The organism is Variovorax sp. 01N429 (genome assembly GCF_056399425.1).
This window is the reverse complement of the sequence record NZ_JBFTRG010000007.1, coordinates 51,132-76,263: the sequence shown is the minus strand read 5'-3', so window position 1 is coordinate 76,263 and position 25,132 is coordinate 51,132. Positions and strand designations below refer to the sequence as shown.

Below are 25,132 nucleotides of genomic sequence, written 5' to 3'. Positions count from 1 at the left end.
CGGAGACGGCATTCATGTCACAGCATTCGGCCGACATCCTCTGGCAGCGCGGCGACCAGGACTTCCTTGGAAACCGGTACAGCCGCCGCCACGCGATTCGCTTCGACGGCGGCGCCGAATGGGTCGGATCCTCGTCGCCGCACGTGGTGCCGGTGCCGCTGTCCGACCCCGCGGCGGTCGACCCCGAAGAGGCTTTCGTGGCGTCGCTGTCCAGTTGCCACATGCTGTGGTTCCTGTCGATCGCTGCGGAGCGCGGCTTCTGCGTGGATCGGTATAGCGACCATGCGACCGGAAAGATGGGGCGCGGCGCGACCGGCAAGATCATGATCACCGTTGTCACGCTGCAACCAGACGTGCGCTTTTCCGGCGAAAAGCTCCCGTCCCATGAGCAGATCGAAGAGATGCACCATTTGGCGCACGATCAATGTTTCATCGCCAATTCGGTCAAGACCGACGTGCGATGCGAGCCGGTGCTGCCCGGCGCGCAATCCCGATAAAGACATGTCAGAAACGCATTCAGAACAGTTGCTCAGCGAAGTGGCGGCGTTGCCGCAGTTGCCTGGCGTCTATCGATATTTCGACGCGGCGGGCGCCGTGCTCTACGTGGGCAAGGCACGCAATCTAAAGAAGCGTGTGGCCAACTATTTCCAGAAGAACCACGCCGGCACGCGCATCGGCCACATGATCTCGAAGATCGCCCGGATGGAGACGACGGTGGTCCGCTCCGAGGCCGAGGCGTTGCTTCTCGAGAACAACCTCATCAAGACGCTCAAGCCGCGCTACAACATTCTTTTTCGCGACGACAAGAGCTATCCCTACCTCAAGATTGCTTCGCATGCTTTTCCGCGGCTGGCCTACTACCGGGGCTCGGTCGATCGAAAGCACCGGTATTTCGGTCCCTACCCGAGCGCATGGGCGGTGAAGGAGTCGATTCAACTGCTGCAGAAGGTCTTCAGGCTGCGCACGTGCGAGGACACGGTCTTCAGCAACCGGACGCGGCCTTGCCTGCTCTATCAGATCAAGCGCTGCAGCGGACCCTGCGTGAACTACATCGCGCCTGCAGATTACGCGCAGGACGTCGCCAATGCCGAAGCCTTCCTGATGGGCGACACGCAAGCCGTGCTCACGCAGTTGGAGGCGCGGATGATGTCGCACGCCGAGAAGCTCGAGTTTGAGCAAGCGGCCGAATTGCGCAACCAGATGTCGGCACTGTCACGCGTCTTGCACCAGCAGTCGGTGGAAATTGCCTCGGACAAGGACGTCGACATCCTCGCGGTGAAGGTGCAGGGCGGCAAGGCCTGCGTCAACCTGGCGATGGTGCGCGGCGGTCGGCACTTGGGCGACAGGGCGTACTTTCCGGTGCACGTCGAGGACGCCGCGCAGATGCAGCATGGCGAGCGCGATGTCGAAGACGACGACGCATCGCCTGTCTCCGTCGCTGTCGAGGTTCAGGTGCTCGAAGCGTTTATCGCGCAGCACTACATCGATGTCCCCGTGCCTGCGACGCTGGTTCTGAGCGAACTTGTCAGCCGCGATCTGATCGAGGCGGTGTCGCAGCAGGCCGGTACGCGCATCACGGCGGTGTTCCAGCCTCGCGAGCAGCGACGCCACTGGCTGGAGATGGCGTGCAAGAACGCGAGCCTGCAACTCGCACGCTTGCTCGCGGAAGAGGGCTCGCAGCAGGCGCGCACACGAGCCCTGGTCGATGCGCTCGAACTCGCGCCGGACGATCTCGACACCTTCCGGGTCGAGTGCTTCGACATTTCGCACACTGCCGGCGAAGCGACCCAGGCCTCATGCGTGGTGTTCGAGCATCATGCGATGCAGAACCGTGAGTACCGCCGCTACAACATCGAAGGCATCACGCCCGGCGACGACTACGCCGCGATGCGCCAGGTGCTGCACCGTCGCTACGGCAAGCTGGCGGAGGCCATGGCGGCCGAAACGGATGCGCCGCCCGCTGGGGACGCCGCTGGCGCAGGTTCGGACGCCCCGCCGGGCACGCGCTCTGCACGCATGCCCGATCTGGTGCTGGTCGACGGCGGCAAGGGGCAGGTCTCCATGGCGCGCGAGGTATTCAGCGAACTTGGATTGCCGCTGTCGCTGATCGTCGGCGTGGAGAAGGGCGAGGGGCGCAAGGTCGGGCTTGAAGAACTTGTCTTCGCGGACGGTCGGGAAAAGGTCTACCTCGGGCGGGATTCTGCGGCGCTGATGCTCGTGGCGCAGATCCGCGACGAGGCGCATCGCTTCGCCATCACCGGCATGCGGGCCAAGCGAGCCAAGGTGCGCGTCGGCGGCAGCCAACTCGAAGACATCCCTGGAATCGGCCCAAAGCGCCGCGCTCGATTGCTTCAACGCTTCGGAGGCATCCGCGGCGTCGCGGCGGCGAGCGTGGAAGACATCGCGTCGGTGGACGGAATCGCGTTGGACCTCGCAGAGGAAATCTATCGCGCTTTGCACTAGCCTGGAACCGTCCTCATGCCATGACACAATCGACCCGATGTTCTGGACACTGCCAACGATCATGACCTGGGCGCGCATCGTCGCGATTCCGTTGATTGTGGGCGTGTTCTATCTGCCGCTGTCCGAGCCGATGCGCAATCTCATCGCGACGGTGATGTTCATCGTCTTCGCCGCGACGGACTGGCTCGACGGTTTTCTGGCGCGCAAGCTTAACCAGACGTCGGCCTTCGGCGCTTTCCTGGACCCGGTCGCCGACAAATTCCTCGTATGCGCATCGCTGCTCGTGCTGGTGCACCTGAATCGGGCCGATGTGTTCGTGGCGCTGATCATCATCGGCCGCGAGATCGCCATCTCGGCGCTGCGCGAGTGGATGGCCCAGATCGGGGCTGGCAAGAGCGTTGCGGTTCATATGCTCGGCAAGGTCAAAACGGCGGTGCAGATGATCGCAATCCCGTTCCTGCTCTTCAATGGCACTTTGTTCGGCTCGATCGACACCGGTGCCTGGGGCCAGTGGCTGATCTGGATTTCCGCAGTCCTCACGGTCTGGTCGATGGTCTATTACCTCCAAAAAGCAATCCCCGAAATTCGGGCGCGGGCCAAATGAGCGTTGCAGCCCGCTCGGCGGGCTGGTTGCGAGCGATGCCGGGTGTCTTCGTGCTCATCTGGAGCACCGGCTTCATCGTGGCGCGCTATGGCATGCCCCATGCGCCACCTTTGAAGTTCCTGGTTGTGCGCTACGCACTGTCGGTCGCCTGCTTCCTGGTCTGGGTAAGGCTCGCGCGCGTCACTTGGCCCCGCGAGCGGATGCAGTGGGGTCATCTCGCCGTCACGGGCGTGTTGATGCAAGCGGGTTATCTGGGCGGTGTGTGGGCGGCAGTACGGGCGGGCATGGGTTCGGGCTTGGTCGCGCTGCTTGTCGGCATCCAGCCGGTATTGACCGCGATCTGGCTTTCATTGCGCGGCGGCACTGTCACGCGTCCTCAATGGGCAGGGCTTCTGCTCGGCTTCATCGGATTGCTTCTCGTCGTATCGCGCAAGCTTGGCGAAGGTGGCGAGGTGAGCGTGCTCACGATGAGCCTCGCGATCATGGCGCTGCTGTCGATCACGTCGGGCACGCTGTACCAGAAGCGCTTCGTGGCGCCGTGCGATGTGCGCAGCGCCAACGCCATCCAACTGGCGGCGGCGCTGATCGTCACCTTGCCCTTTGCTGCGCTGGAGCAGGAAAGCATCCACTGGAACGTGGCTTCGGGCGGCGCCATGGCATGGTCGGTGCTGGCGCTATCGCTGGGTGGTAGCTCACTGCTTTACATGCTGATCCAGCGCGGCACAGCCACTGCCGTCACAAGCCTTCTCTATCTGGTGCCGCCGTGCACGGCCGTGATGGCGTGGCTGTTGTTTTCCGAACCGATCACGGCCATGACGCTCGCGGGCATTGCCATCACGGCCGTCGGTGTGAGCCTCGCTGTTCGCGGCGGCCGCTGAATCCCTGGTGCAAGCGACGCACAATGGCGTTTCATTCTTCAAAGCGGCACCCGAGCATCGAGACATGAGTACCCAACATATCGCAGTCATTGCTGGCGACGGCATCGGCAAGGAAACCATGCCCGAAGGCTTGCGCGTGATCGACGCAGCGGCCCGCAAGTTCGGCATCGACCTGAAGTTCGACCACTTCGACTTCTCGAGCTGGGACTACTGCGAGAAGCACGGAAAAATGTTGCCCGACGACTGGAAAGACCAGATCGGCGGGCACGACGCCATCTTCTTCGGCGCCGTCGGTTGGCCAGAGAAGATCCCTGATCACATCTCGCTGTGGGGCTCGCTGCTGCTGTTCCGGCGCGAGTTCGACCAGTACATCAACCTGCGCCCTGCTCGCCTGATGCCGGGCATCATTGCGCCGGTGGTGAGGCGCGACGGCACGCCGCGACAGCCTGGCGAGATCGACATGTACATCGTGCGCGAGAACACCGAAGGCGAGTATTCGAGCATCGGAGGGCGCATGTACGAGGGCACTGCGCGGGAGATCGTTGTGCAGGAAACGGTGATGTCGCGCGTGGGTGTGGATCGCGTGCTCGAGTTCGCCTTCGAGCTTGCTCAATCACGGCCCAAAAAGCATCTCACCAGCGCAACCAAGTCCAACGGCATCTCCATCACGATGCCATATTGGGACGAGCGCGTCGCCGCGATGGCGAAGAGCTATCCGGGGGTCAACCTGGACAAGTTTCACATCGACATCCTCACGGCTCATTTCGTGCAGCGGCCGGATTTCTTCGACGTGGTCGTCGCGAGCAATCTCTTCGGCGACATCCTCTCGGACCTCGGGCCGGCATGCACCGGCACCATCGGCATCGCGCCCAGTGCCAACCTGAATCCCGAGCGCACGACGCCTTCGCTCTTTGAACCCGTCCACGGCTCGGCACCCGACATCGCGGGCAAAGGCATCGCGAATCCCATCGGACAGATCTGGTGCGGCGCAATGATGCTCGAGTTCCTGGGGCACAAGGCCGCGCACGACGCGATCCTGGCGGCGATCGAAAAGGTACTCGCGCCCGACAGCGGTGCCCCGCGCACGCCGGACATCGGTGGTACGGGGAACACGGTCGATCTCGGTCGAGCGATTGCTGAAGCGCTTTGAAAACGGCTTCATGAAAACGCCACTAAAATCGCGCTCCTTGCCGTGGTCTATGGGGTGAGTGTCGTATTGACACCCCGTAGACCAGTGGTTGTAATCCCTGTCGGCAGTGCGCTGCCGGCGCGTCAGAACTGCCACCCTTATCCATTCATGTACCCCGCGGCTTGGTCGCGGGGACGGGATCGCTTCTGACCCTGATCAACATTTTTTTCTGCAAGGGGCCCTTGTGAACAAGACCGAACTGATTGAGCACATCGCAAAAAACGCCGACATTTCCAAAGCCGCTGCGACGCGCGCACTCGAGTCCACCATCGGCGCCATTCGTACCACGCTCAAAAAAGGCGGCTCCGTGTCGCTCGTCGGTTTTGGCACTTTCGCAGTCGGCAAGCGCGCCGCGCGGACCGGTCGCAATCCACGCACTGGCGACGCGATTAAAATCAAGGCCGCCAAGATTCCAAAGTTCCGTCCAGGCAAGGCGCTCAAGGACGCATTGAACTGAGATACTGTTTCGGGGGTGCTTAGCTCAGCTGGTAGAGCGGCGCCCTTACAAGGCGTAGGTCGGGGGTTCGAGCCCCTCAGCACCCACCACCCCGATGCAAAGGCGAACAGAGTGTTCGCCTTTTTTGTTGCCGTTCCGTAATTCGTCAGAGAGAGCCTCAAGCATGTTTGATTCCTTCCGCAAGTACAACAAGATCATCATGGTGCTCTTGTTCTTGCTGATCATTCCGTCGTTCGTGCTGTTTGGCGTCGACCGGTATCAGGGTGGCGGCCAAGGCGAGACGGTTGCGCACGTGGCGGGCACCGACATCACGCGCCCCGAGTGGGATCAGCAGCATCGCAATGAAGTCGACCGGATTCGCCAGCAGGCCCCCAACATCGAACCCGCAATGCTCGACTCCGATGCAGCGCGCTATGCAACGCTCGAGCGCATGGTTCGTGAGCGTGTGCTGCAGGCAGCGGCATCCAAGTCGAACATGACCGTGTCCGAAGAGCGGCTTGCCCGCCTTTTCGCCGAAGACGCAGGCCTCGCGTCGTTCCGCACGCCGGACGGCAAGTTCGATCGGGAAACCTTCATGCGCGCAACTGGACGTACGCCTGAGCAATACGAGGCGGCGGTTCGGGCGGACCTGGCAACGCAGCAAGTCTCGCTCGGCGTATCAGGCACTTCGTTCGCGACCGCTGCCCAGGCCGCGACAACACTCAATGCCTACTACGACCGTCGTGAGATCCAGGTGTCGCTTTTCAAGCCGGCCGACTTCGCTTCGAAGGTCAGCGTCAGCGACGATGATCTCCAATCGTTCTACAGGGAGCATGCCGCGCAATTCCGTGCACCCGAGCAAGCCAGCGTCGAATACCTGGTTCTCGATCTCGAGGCCGCAAAGAAGAACATTTCCGTCAGCGAAGCCGATCTTCGCAGTTACTACGATCAGAACAGCGCCCGCTTCGGCACGAAGGAAGAGCGACGAGCAAGCCACATCCTCATTGCCGCGCCCGCCAGCGCTCCTGCAGCCGAACGCGAAAAGGCGCGCGCGAAGGCGGAGCAATTGCTTGCAGAAGTTCAAAAGGCGCCGAGCACATTTGCAGAGGTCGCACGCAAGAATTCGCAGGACCCAGGATCGGCTGAAAAAGGCGGCGATCTGGATTTCGTCACTCGCGGCGCGATGGTGAAGCCATTTGAGGACGCGATGTTTGCGCTCAAGAAGGGCGAGATCAGCAACGTGGTCGAGACTGAATTCGGCTATCACATCATCCAGCTCAACGACATCAAGCCGGCTGTTGTGCCGCCATTCGAAAAGGTTCGCGCGACCATCGAGAACGAAGTGCGTAGCCAACAAGCGACGCAGGAATTTGCCAAGGCGGCAGAGATCTTCACGGACGTCGTTTATCAGCAGCCCGATAGTCTCAAGCCCGCGGCCGAAAAGCTGAAGCTTACGATTCAATCGGCCAACAATGTCGGACGGACTCCCGCCCCAGGTGTCACCGGCCCATTGGCAAGCCGCAATTTCCTGAATGCCCTGTTCGCCCCCGATTCGATCGAGCGCAAGCACAACACCGAGGCGGTTGAAATCGGTCCGAATCAACTAGCCTCCGGGCGTGTGACCCAATATTCGCCCGCTCGCGCGCTGCCGTTCGAGGAGGTCAAGGAAAAGGTTCGCACGCAGCTGATCGCCGAACGCTCCGCGGCGCTTGCAAAGGCAGAGGGCCTTGCCAAGCTTGCCGCATGGCAGGCGAATCCGGCTGGCGCAAACCTCGGTGCGCCAATCACGGTCTCTCGGCTGGAGACGCAGTCGCAACCGGCTGCAGTGATCGAAAGCGCCCTTCGCGCTGACGGTGCCAAACTGCCCACGCTTGTCGGCGCGGATCTGGGTGCGCAAGGGTTCGCAGTCGTACGCGTCAACAAGACGGTCCCACGCACTCCACCGAGCCCAGAGGTGGCAAAGCAGGAGACGGAACAGGTAGGGCAAGCGGTGGGAGCGGCCGAGACCGCTGCCTACTACGACATGCTGAAGGATCGGTTCAAGGCAGAAATTTTGGTGTCGAAGCCGTCCGACTCCGCAGTAGCCGTGGAAAAGTGATTTTTTCACGCTAGAATTCGTGGCTCTGCGGTGGCTGTAGCTCAGTTGGTAGAGTCCCAGATTGTGATTCTGGTCGTCGTGGGTTCGAGTCCCATCAGCCACCCCAAACTACTTGATCAAAAAAAGCGCCGGCCTTCAAGCCGGCGCTTTTTTTTGGTTCATGCAGTTGCGGCAATTGCGATTTCAATTAGAATTTTCGCTTTCCAATTCGGAGGATTAGCACCGATGGCCTCAACCCTTGCCGACATCAATTCCCAGATCAAGAAGCACGATGAGCAGATCGCGCAATTGCGAAAGCAAGCCGAAGAGCTTAGAAATCAAGAGCGTGCAGGCGTGATCGAGGAACTGCGCAAGAAGATCGCTGAATACGGGTTGACAGCAACCGACCTCAAACTCTCGGCGCGCGCTGGCAAGAAGAGCGTTTCAGCTGTGCCTGCCAAGTCGGCCGCCAAGTATCGCGGCCCGACCGGTGAAACTTGGTCCGGTGGCCGTGGTCGTAAGCCGCGGTGGGTCACCGAAGCTCTGGCGGCCGGTAAATCGCTGTCCGACTTCGAAATCAAGTAAGGACTCCCTGGTAATTGAAAAGGCCCGCATCGGCGGGCCTTTTTCGTTGGATCGACTGGCAGTTCAGTTGACCAGCACCAGCTTGCCCTTGACGCCGCGCGATCCCATGTGCGCGTAGGCCGCTTTCAGATCCGCCATCGGCATCGTGCTGTCGATGACCGGCTTGATCTTCCCTTGGCCATACCACTTTGCCAATTCGGCCATCATTTGCGCGTTGGCTTTCGACTCGCGCTTGGCGAAGTCCCCCCAGAACACGCCAACCAAGGATGCACCTTTCAAGAGCATCAAATTCAAAGGCAGCGAGGGAATGGGCCCTGCAGCGAAGCCTACGACCAGATAACGCCCGCGCCAGCCAATCGAACGGAACGCCGGCTCGGCGAATTCGCCACCCACGGGGTCATAAATCACGTCCGGKCCTTTGCCTTCGGTCGCCGCTTTGACGGCATCGCGAAATGCGTTGGGCACTGGATGTGTGGTGTAGTTGATGGTGATGTCCGCGCCTATCGATTTGCAGAGCTCGCATTTTTCGTCTGTCGACGCCGCTGCAATAACCTTCGCGCCTGCGGCTTTTGCGATCTGTATTGCGGCCGTGCCGACGCCTCCTGCGGCACCGAGTACGAGCACGGTTTCACCGGCCTTCAATTGCGCTCGGTCCATCAGGGCGTGCCACGAGGTGGCATAAATCATGATGAATGCCGCTGCGTCGACATACCCAAAACCATCGGGCAGTGGCATGCAGAGGGCCGCTGGTGCGATCGTGTGCGTGCCGAATCCGCCGGTGCCAGAAAGGCATGCAACGTTCTGGCCCACGCGCAGGTGAGTGACACCTTCACCGACCGCAGCGATCACGCCCGCGTATTCGGAGCCTGGAACGAAGGGCAGCGGCGGCTTTATCTGATACTTGTTCTGCACGATGAGCAGATCAGGAAAGTTCAGGCTGGCCGCCTTGATTTCGATGAGCACCTGACCTGGGCCCGGCTGGGGCGTCGGCAGTTCTTTCCACGTCAGTGCGTCGACGCCGGTGGGGTTTTCGCAAAGCCATGCGTGCATGCTCGTGTCTCCTGTCAATGAGTCTGGATGGTGAAGAATGCGGATCATGATAGGCGGGCTCCAACGACCGCGTTGTCCCAGTCGTGACGCGTCCGCCGCCTACAATCGCGCGGACCCATAGACGCCATGAAAATACTTATTTCAAACGACGATGGTTACCAGGCTCCTGGCCTCGTTGCCTTGCACGATGCGCTGAAGGAGATTGCGGAAGTCGAAGTGGTCGCGCCTGAGCACAACAACAGCGCCAAGTCGAATGCGCTCACGTTGGCGGCGCCTCTGTACGTGCACACCGCGCACAACGGGTTTCGCTACGTCACGGGAACACCGGCCGACTGCGTGCATGTCGCTCTGAAGGGCCTTCTCGGCTATCGACCGGACCTGGTTGTCTCCGGCATCAACAACGGTGCCAACATGGGCGACGACACGATCTACTCGGGCACCGTCGGGGCTGCGATGGAGGCATATCTTTTCGGCATCCCCGCCATTGCCTTCTCGCAAATCGAAAAAGGATGGGCGCACATCGACGCTGCCGCTCGTGCTGCGCAGCGCTTGGTCGAGCAGATCGAGCGGGATCAGATGCTCGGAGGCGGCGCGTTTCTGTTGAACGTCAACGTGCCGAACCTTCCCTTCGATGCACTGAAGTCGGTCAAGGTCTGCAGGTTGGGACGCCGCCACTCGGCTGAGAAGGTGATCACGCAGGACAGTCCGCGCGGTGAGACGATGTATTGGATCGCCGGGGCAGGTGGCGCCAAGGACAGCGGCGAAGGCACTGATTTTTACGCAACAGCAGCGGGGCATATCGCGCTGACGCCACTGCAGATCGACCTGACTGATCACGCTCATCTCGACCAGTGGCGCGACACGGTGGCTCGGCTGGGTGAGCCATCCTGACATGGCGGCACAGCGACCTGGATTTCCCGTGCGGCTGACATCGTCGGCCTCTTCTCCCGCTCCCAGCCGGGCACCCTTGACGCCCACCAGACCGATGATTCAAGGAGCGCCCTCGATGGCATCCGATGCGGTGCGCGCGCGCATGGTTCAGCGCCTTGCCGCGCAGGGCATCGCGGACGGACGCGTGCTGCGAGCAATGGGAACGGTTGAACGGCATCGGTTCGTCGACAGCGCGTTGGTCAACCAGGCCTACGAAGACACGAGCCTGCCTATCGGCTTGGGCCAAACAATCTCGAAACCGAACGTGGTCGCACGGATGATCGAGTTGCTGCTTGGTGCGCCTGCCTTGGCGAACAAGCCTGCGCAGCGGTTGGGCCGGGTGCTCGAGATCGGCACCGGTTGTGGCTATCAGGCCGCGGTGCTTGGTCTAGTGGCAAGCGAGGTTTACAGCATCGAGCGTTTGCGAGGACTGCATGAGCGTGCTCGTGCAAACCTGCGGCCCTTCCGCTTGGCCACTGTGCACCTTCTGCTGGGCGATGGGATGGTGGGGTACGCCAAAGGTGCGCCGTACGCCGCCATCATTGCGGCGGCGGGCGGAGAGACGGTGCCCGAGGCGTGGGTCACACAGCTTGCGGTAGGTGGCCGGATCGTTGCCCCGACATCATCCGCGACCGGCGGACAAGCTTTGGTCGTGATCGATAAAACTGCCCGCGGACTCGAGCGCCGCATTCTTGAGGCGGTCCACTTTGTCCCCCTAAAATCGGGAATTGCTTGAAGGAAGAACACATGCAGGGTTTTGGCAATCGGGGCTGGCTCGCCGGCGTGACGCTGGTGTCCGCGCTCGTGATTGCGGGGTGTGGAGCACCACGCGGTCAGGTGCCAGTCGAAGACCGCGGCACCATGACGCGTGCACCGGTCGCAGGGTCGAATGCAAGCGCGACGCCGGGCGTTCCCCCCATCACCACCGATGCGTCGGGCAAGCCGCTTCCCGGAATCGAGAACTATGGCAAGCCTGGCTATTACGCCGTTCGTCCTGGTGACACCATCCGCCGCATCGGCACCGAAACGGGCCAGAGCTGGCAGAACATCGCGCGCTGGAACAATCTCGACAATCCCGATCTGATCGAAGTCGGCCAAGTGTTGCGCGTCATTCCTCCAGCCCCCGGAGGCGCGACGGCTGCAGGATCGCCTGCTTCGGCGGCTGCCGGTGCGGAAGCATCCGGCGTCGTCACTCGGCCAGTCACGCAGCCCATCGTAGCGCCGGCAACTGCCGCGGCAGCAGCGGCGGCGGGTGCCTCCGCAGCGGCAAAGCCAGCTTCGCCCATCACAGCGTCGCCAACATCGCCCGCAGCTGCGGCATCCGGTGACGAAGATGTGGGCTGGATCTGGCCGGCGCAAGGTTCGTTGATCGCCGGCTTCGACGAAGCCAAGAACAAGGGCCTCGATATTAGCGGCAAGGCTGGCGACTCTGTACTCGCCGCGGCCGATGGCCGGGTGGTCTACGCGGGTGCGGGCTTGAGGGGCTATGGCAACCTCATCATCCTCAAGCACAACAACACCTATCTCACTGCTTACGCGCACAACCGCACACTGCTGGTCAAGGAAGATCAGTCCGTTCAAAAGGGACAGAAGATCGCGGAAATGGGCAACAGCGACGCAGACCGAGTGAAGCTGCACTTTGAAATTCGTCGTCAGGGCAAGCCGGTCGACCCGGCTCGGTACCTGCCACAGCGCTAGCATGCCATGGCCGCTTCCCGCCCTTATCGCACTGCGGCCGTGCGGCGAGCGGCGGGCGACGGCGGCACTGCGGCTTTCGGTCCCGCGCAACTCACCGACACTGAACGGATCACCTTCCAGGGCGATTTAGGCGGGAGCGGCGAAGAGAAGCACATCGGAAATCCGCGCGATGCGACCCTGGTTGATACGGCGGGCGAAGGCGGCGATTCGCTGACGCTCTACTTGCGCGAAGTCCGCCGAACCCAGCTTTTCACTCCGGAAGAAGAGTATCGAACCGCCTGCGCGGCGCGAAGCGGCAACTTTTCCGCGCGGCAATCGATGATCGAGCACAACCTTCGTCTGGTGGTCAACATCGCAAAGGGCTATCTCGGACGCGGCGTCCCAATGGGCGATCTGATCGAGGAAGGCAATCTCGGCCTGATGCATGCGATCAACAAGTTCGAGCCGGAGCGCGGGTTCCGCTTCTCGACCTATGCGACGTGGTGGATTCGGCAGTCCATCGAACGTGCGGCAATGATGCAGGCGCGCGCCATCCGATTGCCGGTGCATGTCGTGCGCGAACTCCAGCAGTTGATGCGCGCGCGCCGTGCGCTGGAAGGCGATCCAGAATTTCTCGCTCGCCGACCCGACGGCGTGCGCGTCGAAGACGTGGCTGTATTCCTGGGCCTTGAGGTGCAAGCGGTGGCGGACCTGATGGCGCTCGCGGAGGCGCCGCGTTCGCTGGACGCAGGCAGCGAACGTGGCGATGAAAGCTTTACGCTCGCCGATATCGTGGCTTCGGTCGATGACGGTGCCGACCCGACAGGCGTTACGCAGACGCACGAAATAGAGAAGCTTCTCGATCAGTGGATCCGCGTTCTGAACGAGCGCGAGCGAGAGGTCCTGGAAGGGCGCTTCGGTCTGCATGATCGCGATCCAGAAACACTCGAGGTGCTGAGTGCGCGTCTTGGCCTCACGCGTGAACGCGTTCGACAGATCCAGAATGAGGCGCTTGCGAAGATGCGGCGACAACTGGCTCGCGCCGGTGTGCAGCGCGACGCACTTTTATAAGACCTGGGATGATCCCCTCCCGCGGCCTGAGACAATTCGGGCATGACGGATTCGAAAGAAAAGAAAGAGGCGCAGCGCTCGAGCGGTGAATGGCTGCAGGTCGAATCGCTCGACCTCGACGCGCAAGGCGTCGCTCACAAAGCGGACGGTATGGTGGTGTTCATCGAAGGTGCCTTGCCCTTCGAAGAGGTGCAGTTCAACGTTCATCGCAAGAAGAACAATTGGGAGCAGGGCACCGTGACGACCATTGGTCGCGAATCGTCGCAGCGAGTGCGGCCGGGCTGCCCGCACTTCGGTTTGCACGCAGGCGCTTGCGGTGGCTGCAAGATGCAGCATCTCGACGCGGCCGCGCAGGTTGCTGTGAAGCAGCGCGCGCTTGAAGACAACCTTTGGCACCTCGGGAAGGTGCGGCCCGACAACATCCTGCGTCCGCTCGAAGGACCCGCCTGGCACTACCGCTATCGGGCGCGCCTGTCCGTGCGCCACGTCGTGAAAAAAGGAACCGTGCTGATCGGCTTCCACGAACGCAAGAGTCGCTATTTGGCGGACATGAAGGTATGCCCCGTGTTGCCAGTGCAGGTCAGCGAGATGCTGATGCCTCTGCGTGAACTCATCGGCTCGATGGACGCTCGCGAAACCTGTCCGCAAATTGAACTGGCCTGCGGCGACGCACCGGATGGCCTTGGTCTGGGCGTCATCGCACTCGTGCTGAGGCATTTGGAACCGCTGTCCAATGCTGACGTTGCTCGGCTGAAGACATTTGCGGCGCAGCACTCAGGCGTCCAGTGGTGGCTGCAGTCCAAAGGCCCCGAGACGGTGAAATTGCTGGAAGAGGGCGGCACCCTTCTGGCTTATGAATTGCCCGAGTTCGGCGTGAGGATGCCGTTCAAACCGACCGATTTCACGCAGGTCAATCCGCATATCAATCGTGTGCTCGTCGGTCGGGCGCTTCGACTGCTCGATGTGAGGTCTGACGAACGCGTGATCGACTGGTTCTGCGGGCTTGGCAATTTCACGCTGCCACTTGCGAGCCGGGCGCGTGAAGTACTGGGGATTGAAGGCAGCGACACGCTGGTCGCGCGCGCCACCGAAAACTTCGAACGCAATCGAGCGGCGACCCCTGGCCGGCGGCCGCTCGCGGCGACGAGCTTCGTCGCACGCAACTTGTTCGACATGACGCCTGAGAGGCTCATGGCAGACGGTGCTGCTGAAAAGTGGCTCGTGGATCCGCCGCGCGAGGGAGCATTCGCACTCGCCAAGGCGCTCGCCGATCTCCATCAGCAGGCTTTGCTTGGGCGAGAAGAATGGACACCTCCGAAGCGGATTGTCTACGTGAGCTGCAACCCTTCGACGCTTGCCCGTGATGCGGGGCTTCTGGTGCATCAAGCGGGCTATCGGTGTACGTTCGCCGGTGTGGTCAACATGTTTCCTCATACGGCACACGTTGAATCTATAGCGGTGTTCGACCGCGCATGAAAAAAGGGCCCGCTGCTGCGGGCCCTTTTTGGTTTAGGTCGAAATTGTTCAGTCGCGGTCGCCGCCGAAAATACCGAGCAGCATCAGCAGGCTCTGGAACACGTTGAATAGGTCGAGGTACAACGCGAGCGTCGCGCTGATGTAATTGGTCTCGCCGCCGTCGATGATCTGCTTCAGGTCGTACAGCATGTAGGCAGAGAAAATTCCAATGGCGACGACCGAGATCGCCAGCATGCCCGCGCTCGAACCGACGAACACGTTGATGATCGCGCCCACCATCAGAACCATCGCGCCTACAAAGAGCCACTTAGCCATACCCGAGAGGTCTCGCTTGATCACCGTGGCGAGAGAAGCCATCAGGAAGAACACTCCCGCGGTACCCCCGAAGGCGGTCATGATGAGTTCGGAGCCGTTCTTGAACCCGAGCACCATTGCGATCAGGCGCGAGAGCATCAGGCCCATGAAGAAGGTGAAACCCAGCAAAACGGGAACGCCCGCAGCCGAGTTCTTCGTCTTTTCGATCGCAAACATGAAGCCGAAGGCACCGCCCATGAACACCATGAGCCCGAGTCCGCCCGTGAGGCTGCGAGTGATTCCGGTCGCGACGCCAAGCCAGGCGCCGAGCACGGTGGGCAGCAGGCTCAGAGCAAGCAGCCAGTAGGTGTTGCGCAGTACGCGCTGCCGATCCGCTTGGGCTAGCGGCCGGCCGTAAGCGGAGGAGGTATCGAGGGTAGTGACACGGTCGTTCATTGCTGAAACTCCAGGTATGTGCTGCAACGCTGCAGTTGGGCGCATTCTAGGTCGTTGCAAGGGAGTCAAATCACAAATACCTGCGCCGAGATGGTCTTAGCTGCCGGGGGCACCGGAGCCTGGGATAAAGCGAGCGCTATGCTCTCGGGTTACTCAACTTTTCCTGAAGATCATGAAGTCCAAGTCCTTTCTCGAACTCGCCGATGTCAAGGCCATCGCTTCAGCAGCGGAGGCTGAGGCGCTCAAGAACAATTGGGCTGTCACCATCGCCATCGCAGACGACGGCGGAAACTTGTTGTGGCTGCAGCGGCTCGATGGGGCCGCAGCGCTTTCATCGCACATTGCGCCTGCCAAGGCGCACACCGCCGCCATAGGGCGACGCGAAAGCAAGACGTATGAGGACATGATCAACGGCGGTCGTACCTCGTTCTTGACAGCGCCGGGCATCCAAGGATTGCTTGAAGGTGGGGTGCCGATCGTGAAAGACGGTCACGTGATCGGCGCGGTCGGGGTAAGCGGTGTCAAGTCCAATGAAGATGCGCAAATCGCACGCGCTGGTATTGCTGCAATTGGCCTCTGACAGCGACTCAAACGAAAACGCCGACTCTGCGTCGGCGTTTTTTTGTTTGATCGACAAACGTGGAAAAAAAGCATGGCTGTCGGCGAACCGTTGGCTAGCTAAAACGACCCTGGGAGGATTCTCCTTTGGTCGCCCCACGATGAAACTTGCGCGAAATCGAAATGGCCACTATTTGGTCAGGATCAGCTTGCCCAGCTTGGTGGCTTGCAGCCGATAGAGCGAACCATTGTGCAGAATACCCACCGTCTTGCCGCCCTTGAGCAGTTCGGTGCTCTCGACCAATGACGGTAGGCCTATTGAATCGTCGACAGTCGAAGCTCTACTACGGCCGACATGATCCAGCGAACGATGACTCGAGACGGAGAGGGAGTTGGGCGAGGTTTGCATGAAGTGTCTTGCCGGGTTTATCGGGCGATTTGCAAATGATAATTATTCTCAACAAAAAGTCAACGAACTGATCGACCTTTCGTCCGAACTCCTATCTGGGCTCCGGCTCGGTGATGAAGCCGATCTTGCGTACACCCGCTTGACGAGCGGCAGACATTGCCTGAGCCACGCGTTCATACCGGACTGCCTTGTCTCCGCGAATATGCAGCTCTGGCTGCGGTTCTTTGGCCGCTTCGACAGCGAGGCGCCCCGCCAGTTCGGAATCCTCGATCTTCTGGTCGTTCCAGAAATAGGTGCCGTCCGCCGCCACGGTGAACAAGACGTTCTGAGGTTTGGCCTGCTCGGGCTCACTCGTGGCTCTCGGCAAGTCGATATTTACCGCATGCTTCATGACCGGCACGGTGATGATGAAAATGATCAGCAAGACCAACATGACATCGACCAACGGCGTCATATTTATTTCGTTCATCACTTCATCGGGTTCATCTTGTGTTCCGAACGCCATGGTGCTCAGCCCTTCTTGAGTGGAACGACCGTCGCTTCGCCGCCGCTTTGCACTCTTGCGCCCGTGACGAAATACGCGTGCAGATCATGCGCAAAGCTGTTGAGCTTGGTTAGTACGAATTTGTTGCCGCGGACCAGCGCGTTGTAGCCCAGTACCGCGGGAATGGCCACGGCGAGACCTAGCGCCGTCATGATCAACGCTTCTCCGATCGGTCCGGCCACCTTGTCGATTGTTGCCTGACCGGCGGAACCGATGCTCATCAAGGCGTGATAGATGCCCCAGACCGTGCCGAACAAGCCAATGAACGGAGCAGTCGAACCGACTGACGCCAACACTGCGAGCCCGGTCTGAAGCCGCGCTGTGAATTCATCGATGCCATTGCGAAGGGCGCGCGTAATCCAGTCGCTGACGTCGAGCGCATCATGGAGGTGAGCTTTGGTGTTGCGGTGATGCGCCGCGGCTTCTCGGCCTTCCAGTGCAAGCGCACGAAACGGATTGCTGTCGTCCTTGCCGAGCTTATTGAGTGCAGTTGCAAAGTCCTCGCTATGCCAGAAGTCCTGCGAGTGCTTGGCCAAGCGCTTGTACCTGATCACATCCAGCGCTTTGATGATGATCACTACCCATGACGCCAGTGACATGCCGATCAACAAGAGAGCGACCGCCTTGGTAACGAAGTCACCCTGATGCCAGACATTCATCAGGCCGAATTGCGAGTTCATACGAAGTTGCTCCAGAAAAAATTATTTAAGTACCCAGTTGATCGGCACATTGAATTCCATGGATTCGACGACGCCGTCGCGTTTTCCCGGTACGAAGCGCCAAGACATCACAGCATTGCGCGCTGCCTCATCCAGGCGTTCGTAGCCGCTCGACGTCTGGATGCTCGCCCGCTTGGGCAGACCATCGACGCCAATCAGCACGCGCACGACCGTCTTGCCCTGCTCGCCAAGCCGCCTACTAATGGCAGGAAAAACCGGCTTCGGGTTCTGCAGATAGTCGGCGTCGCTTGACGGCAATTGGACCGATGGCGGCGCAGGCGGCGCAGGTGCAGGGGCGGGCGGCTCCGGTGGAGCCGGGGGCGCAATCGGTGCAGGTGGGGGCGGCGGTTCGATGCTGCCGGTCGGCGCACTGGGTGCCGGAGTCGGCTTGGGTTCTCGAATGGCCTGCGGTCTGGGCGGAGGTGGCGTTTTCGTGATTTGCCGTTTCGGCTCCGGCGGTGGGGGCGGGGGTGGAGGCGGCGGATCAACAGGCTTGGGCGGCTCGATGAATTCGCTCAGGATCTCGACCGGAATGACCACTTCCGCAGCCCGCCGCAGAAGGCCGCTTTGAAGCGCCCATAAAGCCGCGAGGTGCGCGAGAACCACACCTCCCGCGATAACAGCATTGCGCGACAGCCCAAGGACCGAAGTGGAGGGGGAGGAGAAGCGGTCAGACACAATCAATTTTTCGATAAGGAAGCACTCTTTGAGCGCTCCGCATCAGCAGACCACTTAGCGAACTACTTGCGAAAGATCCACCAGGTCGAACCAGCTACGAAGATCAGACTGCCACCGAGTGCTGCGAACAGTTCCATGCGTTGCTTTCCTGGATGGAATCGGCAAGATGGATCGCCCTTTGGTTCGTTTCGCGACTGAGCGCAGCGACGGGATGCAAGGCGCTGCACTGGGCGACGACATCGCGTGCACAGCCTTCACATTGGCCACACTGCGTGGCCACGCCGAGTTCAAACTGCACTTCATCAAAGCTCATGCCGGCCCGCACATGACGTGCGATTTCGCGGTCGGAGACTCGGCGGCATACACAAACGATCATGGTTGAAGCGACTTCGCTGGCTGTTGGGAACGGGTTCATTATAAATACGAATTCTTCGCATTTGCAATAACTATGGACCGAGTAGGGCGACCGTTCCCAACGCACAAAGTCCCAAAAAAAATCGGGGCAAGCCCCACGTGCATCGCCTCAGGCAAAGCTAGTCGATCTCCCCCATCTGCGCTTGCAGATAGTTCTGAAGTCCCACCTTGTCGACGAGGTCGATTTGCGTCTCCAGGAAGTCGATATGTTCTTCCGTGTCGTCCAGGATCTCCTGCAGAAGATCCCGTGAGACATAGTCGCGTACAGCTTCGCAGTGGGCGATTCCAGCCTTGATCGTTGCTTGAGCGCCCGTTTCCGCCTTCAAGTCGCACTCCAGAATCTCCGGCACGTCTTCGCCGACGTTGAGCTTGGCCAAATCTTGCAAGTTGGGTAGCCCATCCAGCATGAAGATGCGATCCATGAGCTTGTCGGCGTGTTTCATCTCGCCGATCGACTCTTCGTACTCTTTCTTTGCGAGCTTGTCCAAGCCCCAATGCTTGAGCATCCGATAGTGAAGAAAGTACTGGTTGATCGCTGTCAGCTCGTTCTTGAGTTGCGCCTGGAGATGATCGATGACTTGAGGGTCGCCCTTCATGGATTTTCCTTGTTCTTGAAAGGGTCGATTGTGAGCGCGTGGGGACGGGGCGCAAGCAATCCCATGCTGGAGCGCTCGGCATGCGTTTGAGGCTCATACCTGTTCGCATTCGCCGAAATTCGAGCTCCGGGGAGCGGCCCAATAGGTGACAGGCATACTTTTCATAGCAAATGACTATTGAAATAGTAGATCTGGTAGCTATACTCACTGCTCGCCCATTTCATCAGCCACCAAGGAAGTAAACATGTCCCTGATCAATACCGAAATCGTCCCGTTCAAGGCCACCGCGTATCACAACGGCAAGTTCGTGCCGGTTAGCAACGAGAACTTCAAGGGAAAATGGTCTGTCGTGGTGTTCTACCCGGCCGACTTCACGTTCGTGTGCCCGACCGAACTCGGCGACCTTGCCGACCACTACGCAGAGTTCCAGAAACTCGGCGTTGAGGTTTATGGTGTGTCGACTGACACGCACTTCACGCACAAGGCATGGCACGACACATCGGACACCATTGCAAAGGTCCAATATCCGCTGATCGGCGACCCCAGCCAGCAACTTGCCCGCGCCTTCCAGGTGCTGATCGAAGAGGGCGAAGACGCCGGCCTCGCCTACCGTGGCACGTTCGTGATCGACCCCGAGGGCAAGATCAAGACCATCGAAGTGCATGACAACGGAATCGGGCGCGACGCTGCCGAACTGCTGCGCCGCGTGAAAGCCGCGCAATACGTTGCAGCACATCCTGGCGAAGTCTGCCCCGCCAAGTGGACTGAAGGCGCCGAAACGCTGAAGCCTTCGTTCGACCTGGTCGGCAAGATCTAAGTCGCCTCCGTGCGCCGCGGCCCGGGCGCATAGCTCCCGGGCCTTTTTTATTCCGTTCGCACCACCAAGAGAGAGTCCCACCATGCTCGACGCCGGCACCAAATCGCAACTCAAAAGCTACCTCGATCGCATCGCTCAACCAATCGAAATCGTGGCTTCGCTCGACGAGAGCAAGGCATCGAGCGATTTGCAATCGCTGCTGAAAGACATTGCTGAGTCGTCTCCGCTGGTGAAGATCACGGAGAGCCGGGACGACAACCATCGCAAGCCTTCGTTCTCGATCAATCGTCCGAGTGAAAACCACGGCCCCCGCTTTGCAGGCTTGCCGATGGGTCATGAATTCACTTCGCTGGTGCTTGCGCTGCTGCAGGTCGGTGGATATCCGCCCAAGGTGGATGAGGCGGTGCTGCAACAGATTCGCGGGCTTGATGGAGATTTCGAATTCGAAATCTACATTTCGCTGACTTGCCACAACTGCCCTGACGTCGTTCAGGCGCTTAACCTGATGGCTGTTCAGAACCCGCGCATCAAGACGACCATGATTGATGGGTCGCTTTTCCAGGACGAGGTCAAGGAGCGACAGGTCATGGCGGTACCGACCGTCTTCCTCAATGGCACAGAATTCGGTCAGGGTCGCATGAGCCTGGAAGAGATCCTCGCAAAGATCGACACTAGCGGAGTCGAGCGCGAGGCGAAGAAGATTGCCGCCAAGGAACCCTTCGATGTGTTGATCGTCGGCGGCGGGCCGGCTGGAGCCGCTGCGGCCGTGTATGCAGCGAGAAAGGGCATCCGCACCGGCGTTGCGTCGGAGCGCTTCGGCGGGCAGGTGCTTGACACGATGGGCATCGAAAACTTCATATCGATCCGAGAAACCGAAGGGCCCAAGTTCGCCCTCGCGCTTGAAGAACATGTGCGCGACTACGAAGTCGACATCATGAACCTGCAGCGTGCTGCTGCTTTGGTGCCGGGCAATGACTACATCGAGGTGAAGCTCGAAAACGGCGCTTCCCTGAAGAGCCGCTCGGTAGTGATTTCAACCGGCGCGCGCTGGCGCAACATCAACGTGCCAGGTGAGCACGAGTACAAGAACAAGGGCGTGGCCTACTGCCCGCACTGTGACGGTCCCCTGTTCAAGGGGAAGCGCGTGGCGGTGATCGGCGGCGGCAATTCAGGGGTTGAGGCGGCCATCGACCTTGCCGGAATCGTGGGGCACGTCACGCTCATCGAGTTCGACACGCAACTGCGAGCCGATGCGGTATTGCAGCGAAAGCTGCGCAGCATGTCGAATGTGAAGGTGATCACGAATGCGCAGACCACCGAGATCACGGGCGACAACCAGAAGGTCAGCGGCCTGGTCTACAAGGATCGCGCGAGCGGCGAGAGTCACACCGTGCCGCTTGAAGGCGTGTTCATCCAGATCGGTCTTGTGCCCAATACAGATTGGCTCAAGGGCACCGTCGAACTGTCGAAACACGGCGAGATCGTGGTCGATGCCAAGGGGCAAACGTCTGTGCCGGGTGTCTTTGCCGCGGGCGATGCGACGACAGTGCCGTTCAAGCAAATCATCATTGCAGCGGGAGACGGTGCCAAGGCAGCGCTCAGCGCATTTGATCACCTGATTCGAACCTCGGCGCCTGCCGAAGAGGCAGTCACCGCCTGACGCCGCTCGCCTTCGCGCAAAACTCGCCAACCGGCAGAGAGCCGATTGGCACTGAGTTCAGTACGTCAGTCGTTCAGGACGCAGTTCCTGCAGGATGGTCGTCGCGATCTCTTCGATGGATTTGGTCGTGGTCGACAGCCATCGGATGCCGGCCCGGCGCATCATTGCCTCCGCCTCGCTGACTTCATGTCGGCAGTTCTCGATACTGGCATAGCGAGAGTTCGGCCGCCGCTCGTTACGGATTTCGCTCAGCCGCTCAGGTTGAATCGTGAGGCCGAAGATCTTCTTGCGGTGCGGTAGCAGAGCGGGCGGCAGCTGGCGGCGATCGAAATCCTCGGGGATCAGCGGGTAGTTTGCGGCTTTGAGGCCATGCTGCATGGCGAGATAGAGCGAAGTGGGGGTCTTTCCGCTGCGGCTGACGCCGACGAGGATCACATCCGCTCCATCAAGGTCTCGGTTGCTCTGGCCATCGTCATGTGCAAGGCTGAAATCGATGGCCTGAATCCGCTCGTTGTATTCCTTGCTCTTGCTCACATCGCTGAAACGGCCGATCCGATGATTTGACTTCATCGCTAACTCGATTTCGAGCGGCCGGACGAATGTGCCGAACATGTCGAGCAGCATGCCCTTGCAGCCGGTTTCGATCACCTCGAGGACCTCCATATTGGCCAGCGTGGTGAAGACGATAGGGCGCAGCCCTTCTACTTCGGCCGTGTGGTTGATCCGTCGAACCGCCTGGTGCGCCTTGTCGACCGTGTCCGTGAAGGGTAGCCGCACGTGGCGGGGCTTCATTTCAAATTGGGCAAGGACGGCATTCCCGAAGGTTTCGGCGGTAATGCCGGTGCCGTCGGAGACGAAGAAAACAGTGCGGGTGTGCATGGTATGGCTGCCTTGTCCGTAGGCGCGCCGGTCCGTGGCGCGCCTACAATTCGGCCCATTATCGGGAATGCCGAACGCCGTTCCCGTCGAAATCCTTCCATGCACCCTCGTCAGCGCCCCAAGCAAGAAGAATGATCGCGTTGCGCCGTCTGCATGCAGCATCAGTTTCAACTTCTGGAGCTTTCCCATGTCTGCACTCTTCGAAGCGACCGCCCTGGTCGTACCGTTCGAAAACCTGAGGATGACCGACGTCGAGTCGGTTGGTGGCAAAAACGCCAGCCTCGGCGAGATGATTTCTCAACTGCCCCAGGGCGTGCGCGTTCCTACCGGCTTTGCGACGACCGCACACGCGTTCCGGCAATTTCTCGCGCACGACGGACTGGCCGACAAGATCAGTGCGAGGCTTGCAAAGCTCGACACTGATGATGTGCGAGCCCTCGCCGCAGCCGGGGCCGAAATTCGCGCTATGGTCGAGAACCAGCCCTTTCCCGCGGACCTGCAGAAGGCTATCGCAGCCGCATTCGCCACCCTCTCGGCCGGCAACCCCCAGGCCAGCTTCGCTGTTCGCTCATCCGCAACGGCCGAAGACCTGCCGGATGCATCTTTCGCAGGTCAGCAGGAGACCTTCCTCAATGTGGTCGGTATCGACGACGTTCTTCACAAGATGAAAGAGGTCTTCGCGTCGCTCTACAACGATCGTGCGATCAGCTATCGCGTTCACAAGGGGTTCGCGCACGACGTGGTGGCGCTTTCGGCGGGTGTGCAGCGTATGGTTCGCAGCGATCTGGGCGCGGCCGGCGTGATGTTCACCATCGATACCGAATCAGGCTTCGAGGACGTAGTTTTCATCACGTCCAGCTATGGTCTCGGCGAAACCGTGGTGCAGGGGGCCGTCAACCCTGACGAGTTCTATGTGCACAAGCCCACCCTGAAAGCAGGCAAACGAGCGGTCATTCGCCGGAACCTCGGTTCGAAGCTGATCCAGATGGAATTCGCAACTGCGGCTCAGAAGGCAGCGAGCGGCAAGCTGGTCAATACGACCGACGTGCCGGCCGAGCAGCGCAACCGCTATTCACTGACAGACGCCGAAGTCGAGCAGCTTGCGAAGTACGCACTTGTGATCGAAGAGCACTACGGCCGTCCGATGGATATCGAGTGGGGCAAGGACGGCACCGACGGACAGATCTACATCCTTCAAGCGCGCCCGGAGACCGTCAAGAGCCAGCAGCAGGGCAAGGCCGAACAGCGATACAAGCTGCTTGGCAAGGGCGCCGTGCTGGCAGAGGGCCGCGCCATCGGCCAGAAGATCGGAACCGGTCCCGTCCGCCTGGTGCACAGCATCAGCGAAATGGACAAGGTGCAACCTGGCGACGTGCTGGTGACCGACATGACTGACCCCAACTGGGAACCGGTCATGAAGCGTGCGGCTGCCATCGTTACGAACCGCGGCGGGCGCACCTGCCATGCGGCCATCATTGCACGCGAACTTGGCATTCCGGCGGTGGTCGGTTGCGGCGATGCCACGGATCTCCTCAAGGACGGCACGCTTGTCACGGTGAGCTGCGCCGAAGGGGACACGGGCTTCATCTACGACGGGCTTCTCGAAACCGAAGTGACCGAAGTCAAGCGTGGAGAAATGCCAGAGATCGACCTTAAGATCATGATGAACGTCGGCAATCCGCAGTTGGCCTTCGACTTTGCCCAATTGCCGAACCATGGCGTGGGCCTGGCTCGGCTCGAGTTCATCATCAACAACAACATTGGGGTGCACCCCAAGGCGATCCTCGACTATCCAAACGTGGACGTCGATCTCAAAAAGGCGGTCGAATCAGTTGCGCGCGGCCACGCATCTCCGCGGGCGTTCTATGTCGACAAGGTGGCAGAAGGCATCGCGACGATCGGTGCCGCATTCTGGCCGAAGCCCGTCATTGTTCGGCTTTCGGATTTCAAGTCGAATGAATACCGCAAGCTGATCGGCGGCAGCCGCTACGAACCCGAAGAAGAAAACCCGATGCTCGGCTTCCGCGGTGCGGCGCGGTACCTCAGCGACGATTTTGGCGAAGCCTTCGCCATGGAATGCGAAGCGCTCAAGCGAGTTCGCAATGAGATGGGCCTGACCAACGTTCAGATCATGGTGCCTTTTGTGCGGACGCTGGGCCAAGCCAAGCGCGTGACTGAGTTGCTGGGCGACCACGGTCTCAAGCGAGGCGAAAACGAGCTCAAGCTGATCATGATGTGCGAGGTACCTAGCAATGCCATCCTCCCAGAGGAATTCCTGAAGTACTTCGATGGCTTCTCGATCGGATCGAACGATTTGACGCAACTCACGCTCGGTCTGGATCGCGACTCCGGCCTGGAGTTGCTAGCGGCCGATTTCGATGAGCGGGATCCTGCTGTCAAGGCACTGCTCGGTCGCGTGATCAAGGCGTGCAAAGCCGAAGGCAAATACGTTGGCATCTGCGGCCAGGGCCCTAGCGATCACCCGGATTTCGCTCAGTGGCTCGCAGAGCAGGGTATCGAATCGATTTCGCTCAACCCCGACAGCGTCATCGACACCTGGAAGCAACTCGCAGCGCGCTAGGCACGTCGGAGCAGAGCGCTCCGACTGTGTGACTGCCACGCAACGACTTACGTCACGCCGCCGGCTGTAATGGTGGCGTCAGGTTGCTGCT

The 25,132-nt window shown here is 60.4% G+C and carries 26 protein-coding genes and 2 tRNA genes; 19 read left to right on the top strand and 9 right to left on the bottom strand.

The window, feature by feature from the left end; all coding sequences use genetic code 11:
- Window positions 1-14 precede the first annotated feature (14 nt).
- The 10 genes from AC1DSF_RS14330 to AC1DSF_RS14285 all read left to right on the top strand — a co-directional run bounded on the left by AC1DSF_RS14330 (window position 15) and on the right by AC1DSF_RS14285 (window position 8,232).
- On the top strand, window positions 15-497 hold the full coding sequence (locus tag AC1DSF_RS14330; protein WP_478126884.1) for an OsmC family protein: 483 nt from the start codon (window positions 15-17) through the stop codon (window positions 495-497).
- A gap of 4 nt (window positions 498-501) precedes the next feature.
- Window positions 502-2,463, top strand: coding sequence for an excinuclease ABC subunit UvrC (gene uvrC / locus AC1DSF_RS14325; protein ID WP_478126883.1), 1,962 nt, complete (start codon window positions 502-504; stop codon window positions 2,461-2,463).
- 37 nt (window positions 2,464-2,500) lie between these two features.
- On the top strand, window positions 2,501-3,067 hold the full coding sequence (gene pgsA / locus AC1DSF_RS14320) for a CDP-diacylglycerol--glycerol-3-phosphate 3-phosphatidyltransferase (RefSeq protein ID WP_478126882.1): 567 nt from the start codon (window positions 2,501-2,503) through the stop codon (window positions 3,065-3,067).
- Window positions 3,064-3,945 carry a DMT family transporter gene (locus AC1DSF_RS14315; protein ID WP_478126881.1) on the top strand — a complete coding sequence of 294 codons (882 nt, stop codon included), beginning with the start codon at window positions 3,064-3,066 and terminating at the stop codon, window positions 3,943-3,945. Before pgsA ends, AC1DSF_RS14315 begins: the two co-directional genes overlap by 4 nt.
- A gap of 64 nt (window positions 3,946-4,009) precedes the next feature.
- Complete coding sequence (locus AC1DSF_RS14310; RefSeq protein ID WP_478126880.1) at window positions 4,010-5,095, top strand: tartrate dehydrogenase; 1,086 nt, start codon at window positions 4,010-4,012, stop codon at window positions 5,093-5,095.
- Window positions 5,096-5,318: 223 nt separating this feature from the next.
- Complete coding sequence (locus AC1DSF_RS14305; RefSeq protein ID WP_007830705.1) at window positions 5,319-5,591, top strand: HU family DNA-binding protein; 273 nt, start codon at window positions 5,319-5,321, stop codon at window positions 5,589-5,591.
- 13 nt (window positions 5,592-5,604) lie between these two features.
- Window positions 5,605-5,680 (top strand) — tRNA-Val (locus AC1DSF_RS14300).
- Window positions 5,681-5,754: 74 nt separating this feature from the next.
- On the top strand, window positions 5,755-7,668 hold the full coding sequence (locus tag AC1DSF_RS14295) for a SurA N-terminal domain-containing protein (RefSeq protein ID WP_478126879.1): 1,914 nt from the start codon (window positions 5,755-5,757) through the stop codon (window positions 7,666-7,668).
- A 30-nt stretch (window positions 7,669-7,698) separates the two neighbouring features.
- Window positions 7,699-7,774: transfer RNA gene (locus AC1DSF_RS14290), tRNA-His, on the top strand.
- A gap of 119 nt (window positions 7,775-7,893) precedes the next feature.
- Window positions 7,894-8,232: an H-NS histone family protein gene (locus tag AC1DSF_RS14285; RefSeq protein WP_478126878.1), complete on the top strand. Its 339-nt coding sequence runs from the start codon at window positions 7,894-7,896 to the stop codon at window positions 8,230-8,232.
- A gap of 63 nt (window positions 8,233-8,295) precedes the next feature.
- Here the strand turns inward: AC1DSF_RS14285 and AC1DSF_RS14280 are convergent, their stop codons facing one another.
- A complete protein-coding gene (locus AC1DSF_RS14280) occupies window positions 8,296-9,282 on the bottom strand; it encodes an NADPH:quinone oxidoreductase family protein (protein ID WP_478145636.1) in 987 nt (328 codons plus the stop codon).
- 126 nt (window positions 9,283-9,408) lie between these two features.
- Here AC1DSF_RS14280 and surE point away from each other — a divergent pair, with 126 nt between their 5' ends.
- Genes surE through rlmD form a run of 5 tightly spaced genes read left to right on the top strand, consistent with a single transcriptional unit; the run spans window position 9,409 to window position 14,436 of the window.
- Window positions 9,409-10,173, top strand: a complete 765-nt coding sequence (gene surE, locus AC1DSF_RS14275; protein ID WP_478126876.1) for a 5'/3'-nucleotidase SurE — start codon at window positions 9,409-9,411, stop codon at window positions 10,171-10,173.
- A 1-nt stretch (window position 10,174) separates the two neighbouring features.
- Window positions 10,175-10,948, top strand: a complete 774-nt coding sequence (locus tag AC1DSF_RS14270; RefSeq protein ID WP_478127083.1) for a protein-L-isoaspartate(D-aspartate) O-methyltransferase — start codon at window positions 10,175-10,177, stop codon at window positions 10,946-10,948.
- 11 nt (window positions 10,949-10,959) lie between these two features.
- The gene (locus AC1DSF_RS14265; RefSeq protein WP_478126875.1) at window positions 10,960-11,910 is read left to right on the top strand and encodes a peptidoglycan DD-metalloendopeptidase family protein; all 951 of its coding nucleotides are present in this window, start codon (window positions 10,960-10,962) and stop codon (window positions 11,908-11,910) included.
- A 6-nt stretch (window positions 11,911-11,916) separates the two neighbouring features.
- Complete coding sequence (locus tag AC1DSF_RS14260; protein ID WP_478126874.1) at window positions 11,917-12,960, top strand: sigma-70 family RNA polymerase sigma factor; 1,044 nt, start codon at window positions 11,917-11,919, stop codon at window positions 12,958-12,960.
- 42 nt (window positions 12,961-13,002) lie between these two features.
- Window positions 13,003-14,436 (top strand): 23S rRNA (uracil(1939)-C(5))-methyltransferase RlmD, encoded by a 1,434-nt coding sequence (rlmD, locus tag AC1DSF_RS14255; protein ID WP_478126873.1) that lies wholly within the window; start codon window positions 13,003-13,005, stop codon window positions 14,434-14,436.
- 48 nt (window positions 14,437-14,484) lie between these two features.
- Here rlmD and AC1DSF_RS14250 read toward each other — a convergent pair whose 3' ends face one another.
- Window positions 14,485-15,186 carry a Bax inhibitor-1/YccA family protein gene (locus AC1DSF_RS14250; protein ID WP_478126872.1) on the bottom strand — a complete coding sequence of 234 codons (702 nt, stop codon included), beginning with the start codon at window positions 15,184-15,186 and terminating at the stop codon, window positions 14,485-14,487.
- 172 nt (window positions 15,187-15,358) lie between these two features.
- Here AC1DSF_RS14250 and AC1DSF_RS14245 point away from each other — a divergent pair, with 172 nt between their 5' ends.
- Entirely contained in the window at window positions 15,359-15,766 is a 408-nt protein-coding gene (locus tag AC1DSF_RS14245) for a GlcG/HbpS family heme-binding protein (protein ID WP_478126871.1), read from the top strand.
- Window positions 15,767-15,934: 168 nt separating this feature from the next.
- Here the strand turns inward: AC1DSF_RS14245 and hemP are convergent, their stop codons facing one another.
- From hemP to bfr, 6 genes are all read right to left on the bottom strand, one after another.
- Complete coding sequence (hemP, locus tag AC1DSF_RS14240; protein WP_478126870.1) at window positions 15,935-16,153, bottom strand: hemin uptake protein HemP; 219 nt, start codon at window positions 16,151-16,153, stop codon at window positions 15,935-15,937.
- Window positions 16,154-16,244: 91 nt separating this feature from the next.
- The gene (locus AC1DSF_RS14235; protein WP_478126869.1) at window positions 16,245-16,658 is read right to left on the bottom strand and encodes an ExbD/TolR family protein; all 414 of its coding nucleotides are present in this window, start codon (window positions 16,656-16,658) and stop codon (window positions 16,245-16,247) included.
- Between the two features lie 5 nt (window positions 16,659-16,663).
- A complete protein-coding gene (locus AC1DSF_RS14230; protein WP_478126868.1) occupies window positions 16,664-17,377 on the bottom strand; it encodes a MotA/TolQ/ExbB proton channel family protein in 714 nt (237 codons plus the stop codon).
- Between the two features lie 21 nt (window positions 17,378-17,398).
- Window positions 17,399-18,097 (bottom strand): energy transducer TonB, encoded by a 699-nt coding sequence (locus tag AC1DSF_RS14225; RefSeq protein ID WP_478127082.1) that lies wholly within the window; start codon window positions 18,095-18,097, stop codon window positions 17,399-17,401.
- A 100-nt stretch (window positions 18,098-18,197) separates the two neighbouring features.
- A complete protein-coding gene (locus AC1DSF_RS14220) occupies window positions 18,198-18,470 on the bottom strand; it encodes a (2Fe-2S)-binding protein (RefSeq protein ID WP_478126867.1) in 273 nt (90 codons plus the stop codon).
- A gap of 157 nt (window positions 18,471-18,627) precedes the next feature.
- Window positions 18,628-19,104 carry a bacterioferritin gene (bfr, locus tag AC1DSF_RS14215; protein WP_478126866.1) on the bottom strand — a complete coding sequence of 159 codons (477 nt, stop codon included), beginning with the start codon at window positions 19,102-19,104 and terminating at the stop codon, window positions 18,628-18,630.
- Between the two features lie 244 nt (window positions 19,105-19,348).
- On the opposite strand from bfr, the gene ahpC reads away from it, so the two are divergent.
- Together ahpC and ahpF are read left to right on the top strand one after the other, a co-directional pair.
- Window positions 19,349-19,921, top strand: a complete 573-nt coding sequence (gene ahpC, locus AC1DSF_RS14210) for an alkyl hydroperoxide reductase subunit C (protein WP_478126865.1) — start codon at window positions 19,349-19,351, stop codon at window positions 19,919-19,921.
- An 82-nt stretch (window positions 19,922-20,003) separates the two neighbouring features.
- Window positions 20,004-21,581: an alkyl hydroperoxide reductase subunit F gene (gene ahpF, locus AC1DSF_RS14205; protein WP_478126864.1), complete on the top strand. Its 1,578-nt coding sequence runs from the start codon at window positions 20,004-20,006 to the stop codon at window positions 21,579-21,581.
- Window positions 21,582-21,638: 57 nt separating this feature from the next.
- Here ahpF and ppsR read toward each other — a convergent pair whose 3' ends face one another.
- A complete protein-coding gene (gene ppsR, locus AC1DSF_RS14200) occupies window positions 21,639-22,460 on the bottom strand; it encodes a posphoenolpyruvate synthetase regulatory kinase/phosphorylase PpsR (RefSeq protein WP_478097142.1) in 822 nt (273 codons plus the stop codon).
- 187 nt (window positions 22,461-22,647) lie between these two features.
- Between ppsR and ppsA the strand changes: the two genes are divergently transcribed.
- Entirely contained in the window at window positions 22,648-25,041 is a 2,394-nt protein-coding gene (ppsA, locus tag AC1DSF_RS14195; RefSeq protein WP_478126863.1) for a phosphoenolpyruvate synthase, read from the top strand.
- The last annotated feature ends 91 nt before the right edge of the window (window positions 25,042-25,132 follow it).

Excerpts from the sequence above, each read along its gene's own strand:
- uvrC (WP_478126883.1), top strand. The coding sequence starts at position 502 with ATGTCAGAAACGCATTCAGAACAGTTGCTCAGCGAAGTGGCGGCGTTG.
- AC1DSF_RS14285 (WP_478126878.1), top strand. The coding sequence starts at position 7,894 with ATGGCCTCAACCCTTGCCGACATCAATTCCCAGATCAAGAAGCACGAT.
- AC1DSF_RS14245 (WP_478126871.1), top strand. The coding sequence starts at position 15,359 with ATGAAGTCCAAGTCCTTTCTCGAACTCGCCGATGTCAAGGCCATCGCT.
- AC1DSF_RS14265 (WP_478126875.1), top strand. The coding sequence starts at position 10,960 with ATGCAGGGTTTTGGCAATCGGGGCTGGCTCGCCGGCGTGACGCTGGTG.
- pgsA (WP_478126882.1), top strand. The coding sequence starts at position 2,501 with ATGTTCTGGACACTGCCAACGATCATGACCTGGGCGCGCATCGTCGCG.
- AC1DSF_RS14220 (WP_478126867.1), bottom strand. The coding sequence starts at position 18,470 with ATGATCGTTTGTGTATGCCGCCGAGTCTCCGACCGCGAAATCGCACGT.
- ppsA (WP_478126863.1), top strand. The coding sequence starts at position 22,648 with ATGTCTGCACTCTTCGAAGCGACCGCCCTGGTCGTACCGTTCGAAAAC.
- AC1DSF_RS14230 (WP_478126868.1), bottom strand. The coding sequence starts at position 17,377 with ATGAACTCGCAATTCGGCCTGATGAATGTCTGGCATCAGGGTGACTTC.
- AC1DSF_RS14260 (WP_478126874.1), top strand. The coding sequence starts at position 11,917 with ATGGCCGCTTCCCGCCCTTATCGCACTGCGGCCGTGCGGCGAGCGGCG.
- AC1DSF_RS14235 (WP_478126869.1), bottom strand. The coding sequence starts at position 16,658 with ATGGCGTTCGGAACACAAGATGAACCCGATGAAGTGATGAACGAAATA.
- AC1DSF_RS14330 (WP_478126884.1), top strand. The coding sequence starts at position 15 with ATGTCACAGCATTCGGCCGACATCCTCTGGCAGCGCGGCGACCAGGAC.
- hemP (WP_478126870.1), bottom strand. The coding sequence starts at position 16,153 with ATGCAAACCTCGCCCAACTCCCTCTCCGTCTCGAGTCATCGTTCGCTG.
- AC1DSF_RS14250 (WP_478126872.1), bottom strand. The coding sequence starts at position 15,186 with ATGAACGACCGTGTCACTACCCTCGATACCTCCTCCGCTTACGGCCGG.
- rlmD (WP_478126873.1), top strand. The coding sequence starts at position 13,003 with ATGACGGATTCGAAAGAAAAGAAAGAGGCGCAGCGCTCGAGCGGTGAA.
- AC1DSF_RS14295 (WP_478126879.1), top strand. The coding sequence starts at position 5,755 with ATGTTTGATTCCTTCCGCAAGTACAACAAGATCATCATGGTGCTCTTG.
- AC1DSF_RS14310 (WP_478126880.1), top strand. The coding sequence starts at position 4,010 with ATGAGTACCCAACATATCGCAGTCATTGCTGGCGACGGCATCGGCAAG.
- bfr (WP_478126866.1), bottom strand. The coding sequence starts at position 19,104 with ATGAAGGGCGACCCTCAAGTCATCGATCATCTCCAGGCGCAACTCAAG.
- ahpC (WP_478126865.1), top strand. The coding sequence starts at position 19,349 with ATGTCCCTGATCAATACCGAAATCGTCCCGTTCAAGGCCACCGCGTAT.
- ppsR (WP_478097142.1), bottom strand. The coding sequence starts at position 22,460 with ATGCACACCCGCACTGTTTTCTTCGTCTCCGACGGCACCGGCATTACC.
- surE (WP_478126876.1), top strand. The coding sequence starts at position 9,409 with ATGAAAATACTTATTTCAAACGACGATGGTTACCAGGCTCCTGGCCTC.
- ahpF (WP_478126864.1), top strand. The coding sequence starts at position 20,004 with ATGCTCGACGCCGGCACCAAATCGCAACTCAAAAGCTACCTCGATCGC.
- AC1DSF_RS14315 (WP_478126881.1), top strand. The coding sequence starts at position 3,064 with ATGAGCGTTGCAGCCCGCTCGGCGGGCTGGTTGCGAGCGATGCCGGGT.
- AC1DSF_RS14270 (WP_478127083.1), top strand. The coding sequence starts at position 10,175 with ATGGCGGCACAGCGACCTGGATTTCCCGTGCGGCTGACATCGTCGGCC.